Here is a 12,651-nt window from a genome sequence, read left to right as displayed (position 1 = left end):
CGTCGGCCAAAACACTATTCATCCCACTAAGCCAATGGAGTACTTTTTCATTGGCTTTTTTTTTAAAATCAATTCTATTTCATTGGCATGTTTTTATAGTTTATTGAAAATCTATTGTTACTTTTTTCTGGTCTATCTCATGTGAGAACCGTAAACTATATCCTATACTGGTAAGTACATTATCGAGATGATCATTGTCAAACCTTCCCGAAACCAGAGGCGTTTTATTTTCAGGATGGTGTCGCACAGTGATTTCCACTGCATACCAGCGCTCAAGCGTTTTGACCACTTCCCCAAAGGGAGTCCTGTCAAAAAACAACACGCCGTCTTTCCAAAGGAAGGCACTAGAAACGTCAAATTGCCTTTTTGCCAAACTATTATCCGGATCCATAAACGCCTCTTCCCCGGGCACAAGCTTTAATTTCTCTTCCTTTTCAGGATTTTCTCTCCGAATTTCCACGATTCCTGTAGCCAGTTTGATAGAAGGATGAGCTTGATCAAATGCCGAAACATTAAATGATGTCCCCAGCGCAGTGGTAGTCACCTTCCCTGTCATCACACTAAATGGCTTGGCCACATCCCGCTTTACATCAAAAAAAGCCTCCCCCTGCAAACTCAAGTCTCTATTAACCTTCCCAAAATCATCTCGGTATCGAATGGTACTGGATGCATTCAAAACCACTTTGCTACCATCGGGAAGGTGTACAATGGACTTTTGGCCAGCGTGGTTGGTCCGGACGATCCATGATGGGGACTGGACAACTTCTTGCGGGGTATCGGTCTGCTTGATCTCCCATGCCACCGCCGCTGCCCCTAGCATTAAGATGGCCACCACTGCTACCTTTGCCCAGCCAAAGAAACCACGCCTAGGTGGTGGCGTGATGTCCCTCTCTTGGGATGCCTTCCCCTTTATTCTTTGTAAAATAGCTTTTTTGGTATCTGCCTTGGCTTTTCCTTCCCAGCTTATCCGGTCCTCTGTAAGTTCCAGTAGCACTGCCTTGGCCAAATCAACTTCCACTTTCTTATCAGGATGATGCGCCAAGAAAGCTTCCCACTCTTGACGGTGAAGACTATCTTTATGCAACACCCAATCACGAAAAGTATGATCCTCTAAAAAATCAGTGATATCTTGATATTCTTTGCTCAATAGTTTTTCTCTTTTACTTAAAGAGAGGGGACATAAATTGACATCTCACTGTTTTCGTAAAAAAAACTTCATGTTTTTTTAACCTATCTTAGCCAAAAGGTTATCCTTCCAAGGAGTCGTCAGGATTTACACCATCTAAACTATTGAATGACACCAACTTGAAAAAAAAACACATCATCTCATAAAAAATACTTCTTCTCTTAATAATCTCTTGAACTTCAAGCTCCCTTCCAAAAAAACAATAACGGCACAAATCTCGAAATATGTGCAATGCCATGGGTTACAAAATACTCTTTGAGTGATTTCAATCCTTTAAGGACCACATTATATAGATAAGGAACCTTGACATCCATTAAAGCGGAAATCTCATCGTAACTAAGCCCTTCGATGTATTTTAGGTAAATGGCTTCTCGCTGGCGTTTGGTGAGGACTTTGAGGGACTCGCGTACATGCCTGTCCGAATCAATGGTCATCTGTCGCTGGATCAATACTTCCTGAATGGACGCCTCCCATGAAGATTCCTCCATAAAATTATCAAGCCCTTGGCGAAGGGTTTTATTTCCCTGAAGCCTTTGTATTATTTCTCTCCTAAAAATCCTAAAAATGTAAAACTTTAGGGAATGGTGTATGGTCAGCCGTTGCCGCTTTTCCCATAAAATAACGAAGACGTCCTGTATTACATCTTCAATTAAACGACGATCATTGCTAAACTTATGGCCATAGCCAAAGAGAGCGTCGGCAGATTTTTCATACAGATAAGAAAAGGCAAACTGATCTCCCGATGCTATGGATTCCCATAGCTCGCGGTCTGACCAACAATCAAATTTACCTTTTCCCTTCATAAGATAAATTATTCCATCCCAAACTTTCCTTCAAGCCTGATATCCCTGGACGAGCGCCCGACCAATACCTGAAAGTCCCCTGTCTCTATCAACCAATCCATATCCTGCCCTAAAACACGCAAATCTTCTGCACCTAGTAAAAATGAGACCTTTCTGGATTCCCCTGCAGGGATCATTACCTTTTCAAACCGTCTAAGCGTCATGAGAGGCCTCACCGTACTGCTGACCATGTCCTTCAGGTATAACTGGACCACTTCTTCGCCATCGACATTGCTGATATTTTTCACCTCAAACTGTACCTTTACCGCAGGCGATTGGGCATTTCCTGATGCAGCGATTTCCAGGTTCGAATAGGCAAAATCAGCATAGCTTAACCCATGCCCAAACGCATAAAGTGGCGCTGCACTTCCCTCTACATAATCATGCCTTTGGGGATTTCTATAATTATAAAATACTGGCAATTGCCCGACTGACCGAGGAACAGAAATGGTCAATCTTCCTGAGGGATTGTAATCCCCAAACAACACGTCTGCAATGGCATTTCCTCCCTCTTGGCCAGGATACCAGGCATCTACAATGGCTGGCACATTTTCATCGATCCAATTTAAATTTAACGGACGCCCTTTGATCAGCACCACGACCACAGGGGTTCCCGTTTGCTGCACTGCCTTCACTAGTTTGAGCTGGTCACCCAGCAAGTCCAGCGTCATGCGGTCAAAGCCTTCCCCACTTTCCATGTCGCTGATCACTTCACCCTCCCCTACCTCACTGACTTTCGCCGCGGCAGTTTCTTCGTATTCCGTATCAAAATCCCGTGCACTGGATCCTCCTAACACCACTACCGCCACTTCTGACCGAGCAGCCAGTGAGGCTGCTGCTGTAATTTGGCTCTGGGTAGTATCTCGAATGGCACAGCCTTTTATATATTCGACTTTGGCCGTATTTCCTACTTTATTCTGAATGCCTTCAAGCACCGTCACCACATTTTCATCAGGCTGTGGAGCCGTATAATCGCCCAATTGGTTGTAAGTATTATCTGCATTGGGACCGATCACCGCTATGCTTTTCAGGTCTTTGCCCAATGGCAACACATTTTTCTCATTTTTCAAGAGCACAACGCCCTCTCTGGCCACTTTTCTGGCCAATGCCACATGGCTACTGGAGCGAACTTCCCTTGCTGCCTTCTGGGGGTCCACATAAGGATTTTCAAACAACCCCATCTCAAATTTAACCTTCAGCACTCTTCTCACCGCTTGGTCAAGCACTGCTTGGGAAACTTTTCCTGATTTTATCGCTTCTAATAGATATGTATCAAAACCATAGCCGCCCAAATCCGAGTCCACGCCAGCATCGATCGCCAGTTTGGCTGCATCCTCTGAGGTGGCCGCGACATGGTGGCTGCCCTTAAGCCCACTGATACTTCCCAGGTCTGAGACCACAAAACCGTCAAATCCCCAATCATCCCGCAGCACAGTGTTCAATAAATAACCATTGGAAGTACAGGGAATACCATCGATGGAGTTATAGGCGGTCATGACGGAAAGTGCCCCTGCTTTCACTGCTGACTTGAAAGGCGGCAGGTAACTCTCATGCAATTCCCGCTGACCAATGCTCACACTGGTACCGTTATGCCCTCCTTCTGGCACGCCATAGGCAGTAAAGTGCTTTAAGGTAGAAATCACATTTTCTCCAGAGGCAATACTTTCTCCTTGAAAACCTTTCACCATGGCAATGCCCATTTGACTGTTGAGGTAAGGATCTTCGCCATAAGTTTCCTCTACCCTCGACCATCTCGGCTCTCGCGCAAGGTCCAGTACCGGCCCGTAACCTATATGTCCACCTTGTAACCTTGCCTCCAGTGCAATAGTCGCAGCCATCTCCTCGATCAAAGCAGGGTTCCAGGTAGCTGCTTGCCCAATAGAAGTGGGAAAAACAGTCGTCCCTATGGCCATGTGCCCATGGGGACACTCTTCGGCCATCATCATGGGAATGCCCAAACGGGTATTTTCAAGGACATATTTCTGCATGGCATTAGTCGCTACTGCAGCCTGTCTGGGATTTAATCCGTTCGTCAGGGTCTTTTGGGTCCATGGATCCGCTCGTAAAGTAGCCCACAACATCCCAATGTGCCGCTCCTGTACTGCTTCCTCAAATGCCTTGCTGACCGTCACCTCTTCTCCGTCCTTTTGGTACATCTTCCACCCGAGTAAGGTAGAAAGCTGACCTACTTTTTCCTCCAGTGTCATCCTAGACAGCAAGTCCTCCACGCGCTGTGCCGTTGGGACATTTGCCTGCTTGTATAATACGCTTTCCTGCCCAAAAACATTACAGGCTGCACCCAACCATAAAACCAACAAGAGTGGGGACTTTATAAATGACGATATGCCCAAGGATCTAAACATAAGTAATGGTGATTTAATCACTCGCAGAGAAGCGAGCATAATAACGAGAGCACTATTTAACTATTTTTTTAAAAAAGTAAAACCTTAAAATTAAAAATATTAACACAACTTATGAAATACACCCAAAAAGAAAACCAAACGGAAGGATGTACATTAATTCAAAAGCAATCAAAAGAGGCAATCCCAACAATAGGGCAACCGCACTAATTTCTAAATCGTTTTTCTACAAAACGCTAATGACATAGATTCCAAAGGCATGCGCTATTTTTTTTTTAAATGGAGGCCACACTTCTATTGCTAATAGAAGAGAAATCTGAATTCTCTATTTGATTCTGGGTGTTCTGTGTATTCCGTGAGAAATAAAACCTACTGACAAAAAAACGGATAATAAAATTCCAGTTTAAGGAAAAAATTCAGCGCAAATCTTAATCATCTGCGTTATCAGTGTCCTATCAGCCCCATCTTTTTCGCTTGATCCGTGATCTTAATCCCTAAACCCAAGCTCACGGGCCTCTTAAAACACAAACGGTCTTCCGTAAATACCGAAAGACCGTTTTGTGCGCACGAGAGGATTCGAACCTCCACGCCCATAGGGCACCACCCCCTCAAGATGGCGTGTCTACCAGTTTCACCACGTGCGCAGGATAGGTTTGCAAAAGTAGAAATATATCCTTTTTGCTCCAAGTGATCTCACAAGATTTATTCTTCAAAAAGCCTTTAGCTTATGTCTAATACTGATTATCAGCGGGATTCTATTTAAATTTTCTTCTCCATAATAATCCTGTGATCTTCTGGCTTGGTACGCTTGATCAGTTCGGTGATCATAAAACCACGCTTTAACCCAAACCTGATCATATCACTATGGATGTTGCGGGTTTTGAAGACCAGCTTTTCATACCCGGATTTCTTAGCCCAATCGGTCTGTACTTCTGCCAAAATCCCCGCTATTCCATTACGCCTAAAAGCCGGCAGTACACCTCCCATCCAAGAATAGAATGTCTTGTCATCCGTGGCATACCCCACCTTAAACCCTACCAATTTCCCACCGTATTCAGCTACTAGTATCAAATGGGGATTGCTCTTTAGGCGCTCCGCATATGCAGTATCTCCATGGGGCTGCTCAAACTCCGGTATGGCCAGGCTCAAGGAAAGGACTTCTGCTATGGAGCCTCCCCGAATCACAATTTCTGGTTTTTCCTGATGTTTCATCAAAGGTCTATTTCCATTTTAATATCGCACCGGGCATATTTACCGGCTTCCGGCACCACTTCTTGAAATCCCATCTTGCGGTACATATTGATCGCAGGAGTAAGTTTTCTGCTACTGTAAAGAACCACCTTATGGCCTCCCATTCCCTTGGCCACCTCTAGGATCGCCAGCGCCAATGCCCATCCGACCTTCTTGCCCTGGGATGCAGGCACTACTCCCATCTTGGTCATTTCATATATCCCTTCTGCATGTTTTTTTAAAGCTACCGTCCCTACAATTTCCTCTTCCATCACCGCAAAAATCACGGCCCCGCCTTTATCCAACAAATTCTCCTGAGGACGCTCCAACACCTCCTTGTCAATCGGCTCAATCGTAAAATGTTCACTTATCCAAGCCTTATTGATCGATTCAAAGTAGGGCTGTAAGGATGGCTGAAAAGGAATGATACGTATAGCTTCCATAAACGAAATCTAAAAATAATGGATGAATTATACCTCACCAACACCCAAAACATTTGATTAGTTGCATTTCCGAAAAAGATCTCTCTCCCAAAGAACACGACACATCTGCTCTGGCATCATTCTTCTAGACGGTAATTGTCTCACTATCCAATCACGACCTCATTTTTCACTTGAAAAGTTTAAACAATAAACTTATTTTTGTTTATTAAACAAACAATATGACCTCTACAAATCAGCGTAGCATTGTACACATGGACCTGGATTCTTTCTTTGTGTCTGTCGAGCGTCTCTATGATGACAGGCTGAAAGGAAGACCTATCCTCATCGGTGGCACGGGAGACCGGGGAGTGGTTGCTTCTTGTAGCTATGAAGCACGGGTATTCGGCATCCACTCTGCCATGCCCATGCGCACCGCAAGACAACTGTGCCCAGAAGCGTTGATCATCAGGGGAGACAGTGAACGGTACAGCCAAAAATCCCACGAGATCACAGAGATTATCCGCGAAAGCGTTCCTTTGTTTGAAAAATCCTCCATCGATGAATTTTATATTGATTATTCAGGAATGGACCGGTTTTTTGGTTGTTTTAAAATGGCCCACGAACTACGCCAAAAGATCATCAAAGAATCCGGGCTTCCTATTTCCCTTGGGCTTTCCGAAAACAAAACCGTATCCAAAGTAGCCACAGGAGAAGCCAAACCCAACAACGAAAGACAAATACCTCACGGATTGGAAAAGCCATTTTTAGCCCCGCTTTCGGTAAGGAAGATCCCTATGATCGGTGAAAAAACCGCTCACAGCCTCTATGGCATGGGGGTAAAAAGGATCCAAACACTGCAGACCTTGCCTCAGGAACTTCTAGAAAGTGCGTTTGGAAAAAATGGCCGATTACTTTGGAACAAAGCCAATGGAATCGACAAAAGCCTTGTCGTCCCCCATTCGGAAGCCAAATCCATTTCCACAGAAAACACCTTCAGCCAAGACACCATCGATGTCCATATGCTGGAAGCTACCCTAGTAGCCATGACCGAGCAGCTCGCCACCAAGCTCCGCAAACACAAGCAACTTACTTGCTGCGTAAGTGTCAAAATCCGTTATTCCGACTTCGATACCCACACCATGCAACAGCGCATCCCCTACACCGCTGCTGATCACACATTACTACCAGTGGTCAAGGACCTCTTTAGGAAACTATACAATCGCCGTATGTTGATCCGCCTTATCGGTGTCAGGTTTAGTGCCTTGGTACATGGCCACTACCAGATCAATCTCTTTGATGACACGGAAGACAGCATCAAGCTCTACCAGGCACTCGACCGCATCAATGTAAAATATGGAGAAAAAACCGTCTGCAGGGCTGTCGGCATGAAAGTGGGACGGCGTAGCTTCAACCCATTCAATGGAGCTGGACTATAGTCCCTATTCCCCGAAGCAGCTATTGACATGTATTTTAGCATATATATCTGACAAAACCATCTTTTTGTTAATTTTGCACCAAGGCTATCGTCCAATGCTAAAAGCTTAAGTTATTTTAATACCCATGCACGAAATCAAACGTATAGAGACTGCTATCGCTCCGCTAAAGCAACAACTTTCCCAGCACCCACTTTACCGACAGTTAAGCTCCCTTGAAGACATCAACACCTTCATGGAACATCATGTCTATGCCGTATGGGATTTTATGTCCCTGCTCAAAGCCTTACAGCGGGAGCTCACTTGTGTAGCAGTACCTTGGCTTCCCGCCCCTAATCCGCACGTTGCGAGGTTCATCAACGAAATAGTACTCGGAGAGGAAACTGATATAAATGAAAGAGGAGAAACAAAAAGCCACTTCGAAATGTACTTGGACGCCATGAACCAAACAGGCGCCAACACCCAAGATATCCAACGTTTCACCTCCTTTTTATCCCAGCAAAAAACAGTACAAGAGGCGCTTGACAATACCGGCACGCAGACCGCCGTAAAGAATTTTGTCAATTTCACCTTTGAAGTAATCGATACAGGCAAGCCTCATATCATTGCTGCTGCGTTTACTTTTGGCAGGGAAGACCTGATTCCTGATATGTTTATCGAAATCACCAAGGAAGCAGAACAAAACGACAACCGCTCCTACAGCAAACTCCTGTACTACCTGAACAGGCATATCGAACTGGATGGGGATGAACATGGCCCACTGTCCATGCAGATGATCGCCGAACTCTGTGACGACGACGCAAAAAAATGGCAAGAAGCCCTAAAAACTGCCAAAGAAGCCCTTTCATTTAGGATAAAACTCTGGGATGCAATCACTGAAGCTATTCAGGCCAAACAACCACAAGCATAACCACCACTCAATTATTCAATTCTTCCCCATTTAAAGAGAACCACTACACTACTCCCCTTATTTTTGCTTCTTCTGAGCCATATTTCTGGGGGCTTCGCTGCAAGGAGACATTACGAATGTCTTTCTCAACAATTCACATTTCAAATGTGAAACTAGAGAAGTAATTAAGGATGAACACAGATGCCCAATTGCACAGTTGTTCTTACAGTTGGGCGGCGGCACCACGTAAATTTAAGGTTTTAACTCACACTACCTTAAAGATGGAATTATTGAACCGATCAGTTTTCTGCTGCCGCCGTGAAGGACACTTTTCAACAGGCCAATATCTGCCGGCCAAAAAATCAAGTAGAACATTAATTTATGATAACTCAGGCGGGTTCCTCTTTAAGTTCCGGCCTCTTTTCTAGATTTTCATAATCCATTTCCTCGGATACATCCAACGACAATACGCCAGGAGATTGCCGTGCAATCTTCTTTACTTTTCGCAGGGTCACTGCATCCAAGGTCAGACAAAGGCCAACAACCGTCCCTAAGACCAATGGCAGCAACACGTTATCAGAAAAATGGGACGTAGAGATAATCAAGCACAAAAAAGTGAGTTTAATCCCTCCCAAGATCATGGCCACCTGATCATGGCGAAATCCAGAACGTAATAAAAAATGATGCACATGGGACTTATCTGCACCCATGGGTGGTTTTCCCCTTCTCACACGTTTGACCATCACCCTTAAGGTATCAAAACACGATACCAGCACCAAGGCCAATCCCGCAGTAATAGGCGCTTCAAAGCGCATAAAATGTGATGATGAAAGGATCTGGCCATTCGCCTCCACAAAAAACACACTGAGCACTGCCATCACAAAACCAAGCGTCAGTGATCCTGTATCGCCCATGAATATTTTGGCAGGATGCCAATTATACACCATAAATGCCAAAACACCTCCAGCACTCGCCAACGCGATCATTCCATACGTAGGGAACCCCGCAGCAAGAAACCAACCGCCCAAAAACAAAAAGGAAATCAAGCTCAATGTTCCTGCAAGACCATCCAGGCCATCCACCAAATTAAAAGCGTTGGTAAGTCCTATTATCGTAAATATCGTCAGTGAATAACTGATCCAAACGGGCAATTCCTCAATCCCCAGAAACCCATAGAAACTGCTCACTCTGATATCACCTATTACCACGACCAAACTGATTGCCAAAAGCTGTCCCAATAGTTTTTGCATGGCTGTCAACTCTACCAAATCATCCCTCAGGCCAATTAAAAACATCACCCCAACCCCCATCATCAAATAGCGAACCTCCATCCATTGCTGCCAATCCATGGTAATGACCAAAGCCATCAATAAAGCAGCCACAATCCCAATCCCCCCCATGGAAGGAATGGCTTCCTTATGGATTTTCCTGCCTCCAGGAATGTCTAGAATATTTGTCCTTTTGATGATTTTGATAATGACAGGTGTGACTATCAATCCTATAAAAAAAGCGATAAGTATGGTCGAGAATTGAAACATATAAAAGCACTTGGACTGTTAAAGATTATGTTCTTTTCGTGGGTGATATTTATTTTTCCAACTTTAGTGCCACTTATTTAAAACCCCCAATCAACCAAAACAACATTTTTTACCATCACATTATGTGAAAGCATGTAGAACTTTTACACAAAAATGCCACAATAGTAGATTTCAGTCGATAACAACTTGAATTTTAGAAGTGAGCAATAGTTATTCTTTCTAATCGCTACAAAGTTAACACCTCTTTTCAGCCAAAACAATACCCCAAAAAGGGTATTTATTCATATTACATAATGACTTTTACACAACTGATCTACAGCCACATATATTTTATCTACTATAATTTCACAATGACCTCTTGTTATTTTATACCAATTAAAGCGCTATTACCTGCCTTTTTTTACGTCCTACAGTATCATCATTTATTTTTTAGCCTTATATTGAGCATATACTTAAATTTCGCTCCCACTGCCTGAAAGCAGCTTTAATTTAAATGCTTATGAAAATATCTACTACCTATAATTGGCTAATTGCGCTAGTGTTAATCGCAAGTTTCACCATTTCCTGTTCTGATCGCGAAATGGAGCCTAATCCCAAGCCAATCGATGATGATGAAGATGACATCGAAAATCCAAATATCGCCATTAACGAATGGATACAAGCCGTTATGGATGAGGTTTACCTTTGGACCGACACGATGAATGACCCGATATCCGTTGATGCTGCACCTGAAAATTATTTTGATGCATTGTTAGTCAACCAAGACCGGTTTTCTGTCATTTATGGTAACTATGAGGAACTGGTAAACCTGTTGGAGGGCGTTCAAAAGGAAGCAGGATATGAAATCCAACTATTTCAAGCCAGTAACTCCAACGATGTCTTCGGTATCATCACTTACGTAAAACAAGGGGGACCCGCTGACCAAGCTGGCCTGAAAAGGAACGATCGATTCTATGAAATAAATGGTGTGCAAATGACGCTCAGCAATTACACCTCTTTACTTCAAAGTAGAGGAGAGCCCCATACGCTAGATATAAGAAGACTAAATGAAGACAGCGGCCAATTTGAAATGCTCGCGGAGGATCCTGTATCATTGTCCACTACAGAATTAGTAGAAAACCCGATTTTCCTCGACAGTGTTTATACCATCGACAACACAAAGATCGGTTATCTTGTCTATAACTTTTTTGCTCCTGGTGAAGAATTGGAGTCCGATAACATCCGATACGGGGTTTATGATCAACAGTTAGAAGATATTTTTGCTGATTTTAAAAGCAAAGGGGTGCAGGAGCTCATTCTTGATTTGCGTTACAATGGAGGCGGGTACACCTCTAGTGCGGTCCACTTGGCCAGCCTTGTCGGCCAAGGAATATCCGAAGGAGACCTGTTTTATTACACTAAATACAACGATCTCGTCCAAGCCTATTTCCAGCAAGAATATGGACCGGAATATTTCAACATCAGATTCGTCAACAAAACACAGAATATCGGTGACCAGCTTGGTTCTGGCAAGGTGTACATCCTCACCTCAAATAACACCGCCTCATCCAGTGAGCTAATCATCAATGGCCTTAGCCCTTATATGGAGGTGATTTTAATTGGAGAAACTACCTACGGCAAAAACGTAGGCTCGATCACAATCCAAGACACCGAAAATGAGGAAAACGATTATGGCTTATTACCCATTATTTCCCAGAGTTTCAATAAAAACGACAATTCTGATTACACCAATGGTTTTGATCCCGATATCGAATCTGATGAGTTTTCCAACAACGGCATCCTTCTTCCGATAGGAGATACCAATGAAGTGATGTTGAGTGCTGCTATTGCTCAGATTACCGGAACGCCTGCGGCAGAAAGATCCAGAAAGGCTCCCATAAACATGACATCTGTACAAAGCAGTATCAAGAACCATGTCAGATTTGGGCGGATGATCGAATCGACACCAGAATTCAAATAAGACCATTTTGAATATGGCATAAAAAAAGCCACTCCTTGACGGGAGTGGCTTTTTTTATGCCATTTTTTCCAATCCCTCGATCAATTCAGCTCGCTGAGGTTTTTCTTCGCTATTGCGAAGTCCGGTGCATTGGCCAAGGCAGCCTCGAAAGCCGTTTTGGCTTCGGAAGTAGCTCCTTGGTCCTTGTACACCAAGCCTTTTAGATTGAGTGCTGCTGCTTTCATGCTTACATCCTGTGTTGCATTATCCTCCAAAGGGAATGTCAGTTTTTGTTCTTCTGACTTGCTATTTTTCACTAACATATCCACTGAATTAAGCGCCTCATCATATTTTTTAAGGGAATACTGCAGATAAGCCGTCTTGTATAAACTGAACATATCACCAGACAGTAAATGTAGTGACTCGAAATGCGGCAATGCCCTGTCCAAAGCTCCTAGTTGCTCCAAAGAATAGGCTGCCACTTCCAGTGCAGGGATGTTTTGGTCATCAGCCTTCAAAATATCCATGGCGACCAACGCCGCTGAGCTGAATTGCTCCATTTCATAGTACAGAGAGGCCAACAATTCTGCATACCGTGGATTCTCAGGATTTTTGACAATCAGCTCATATAGCTTGTTCTTTGCCACCGACGGGTCGTTATAGCGCAACGCCATCTGATAAATGCGCAAAGCTCCCTGGGCTTCTATTGCTTTACTGCTATCTTTTACTGCATTGGTAGTAGTATCCTGGGCTTTTACGCCCAAACAAATCATAAACAGCGCCAAGGCTGTGATTTTAAACTTATTCATATG

The 12,651-nt window shown here is 43.8% G+C and carries 10 protein-coding genes and 1 tRNA gene; 3 read left to right on the top strand and 8 right to left on the bottom strand.

Annotated features, from left to right (window positions below; genetic code table 11):
* Positions 1-100: 100 nt before the first annotated feature.
* The 6 genes from FDP09_RS10980 to FDP09_RS10955 form a co-directional block, all read right to left on the bottom strand.
* Entirely contained in the window at positions 101-1,147 is a 1,047-nt protein-coding gene (locus tag FDP09_RS10980) for a FecR family protein (protein WP_137402714.1), read from the bottom strand.
* 218 nt (positions 1,148-1,365) lie between these two features.
* Positions 1,366-1,989 carry an RNA polymerase sigma factor gene (locus FDP09_RS10975; RefSeq protein WP_137402713.1) on the bottom strand — a complete coding sequence of 208 codons (624 nt, stop codon included), beginning with the start codon at positions 1,987-1,989 and terminating at the stop codon, positions 1,366-1,368.
* Positions 1,990-1,997: 8 nt separating this feature from the next.
* Positions 1,998-4,391: a glycoside hydrolase family 3 N-terminal domain-containing protein gene (locus tag FDP09_RS10970; protein ID WP_137402712.1), complete on the bottom strand. Its 2,394-nt coding sequence runs from the start codon at positions 4,389-4,391 to the stop codon at positions 1,998-2,000.
* Positions 4,392-4,949: 558 nt separating this feature from the next.
* Positions 4,950-5,032 (bottom strand) — tRNA-Leu (locus FDP09_RS10965).
* Between the two features lie 115 nt (positions 5,033-5,147).
* The gene (locus tag FDP09_RS10960; RefSeq protein ID WP_137402711.1) at positions 5,148-5,600 is read right to left on the bottom strand and encodes a GNAT family N-acetyltransferase; all 453 of its coding nucleotides are present in this window, start codon (positions 5,598-5,600) and stop codon (positions 5,148-5,150) included.
* On the bottom strand, positions 5,600-6,061 hold the full coding sequence (locus FDP09_RS10955; RefSeq protein ID WP_137402710.1) for a GNAT family N-acetyltransferase: 462 nt from the start codon (positions 6,059-6,061) through the stop codon (positions 5,600-5,602). Before FDP09_RS10955 ends, FDP09_RS10960 begins: the two co-directional genes overlap by 1 nt.
* Positions 6,062-6,279: 218 nt before the next feature.
* Between FDP09_RS10955 and dinB the strand changes: the two genes are divergently transcribed.
* Positions 6,280-7,476 (top strand): DNA polymerase IV, encoded by a 1,197-nt coding sequence (dinB, locus tag FDP09_RS10950; RefSeq protein WP_137402709.1) that lies wholly within the window; start codon positions 6,280-6,282, stop codon positions 7,474-7,476.
* Positions 7,477-7,600: 124 nt separating this feature from the next.
* Entirely contained in the window at positions 7,601-8,383 is a 783-nt protein-coding gene (locus FDP09_RS10945; protein WP_137402708.1) for a DUF3050 domain-containing protein, read from the top strand.
* Positions 8,384-8,751: 368 nt separating this feature from the next.
* Here the strand turns inward: FDP09_RS10945 and FDP09_RS10940 are convergent, their stop codons facing one another.
* A complete protein-coding gene (locus tag FDP09_RS10940; RefSeq protein WP_137402707.1) occupies positions 8,752-9,900 on the bottom strand; it encodes a glycosyltransferase family 4 protein in 1,149 nt (382 codons plus the stop codon).
* 499 nt (positions 9,901-10,399) lie between these two features.
* Here FDP09_RS10940 and FDP09_RS10935 point away from each other — a divergent pair, with 499 nt between their 5' ends.
* A complete protein-coding gene (locus FDP09_RS10935) occupies positions 10,400-11,860 on the top strand; it encodes a S41 family peptidase (RefSeq protein ID WP_137402706.1) in 1,461 nt (486 codons plus the stop codon).
* A gap of 80 nt (positions 11,861-11,940) precedes the next feature.
* Here the strand turns inward: FDP09_RS10935 and FDP09_RS10930 are convergent, their stop codons facing one another.
* Positions 11,941-12,648 (bottom strand): tetratricopeptide repeat protein, encoded by a 708-nt coding sequence (locus FDP09_RS10930; RefSeq protein WP_137402705.1) that lies wholly within the window; start codon positions 12,646-12,648, stop codon positions 11,941-11,943.
* Positions 12,649-12,651: the final 3 nt, after the last annotated feature.

This window comes from Echinicola rosea (genome assembly GCF_005281475.1).
Classification (GTDB): Bacteria; Bacteroidota; Bacteroidia; order Cytophagales; family Cyclobacteriaceae; genus Echinicola; species Echinicola rosea.
The sequence above is the reverse complement of the archived record's forward strand: the minus strand, read 5'-3'. Positions and strand labels throughout refer to the sequence as shown.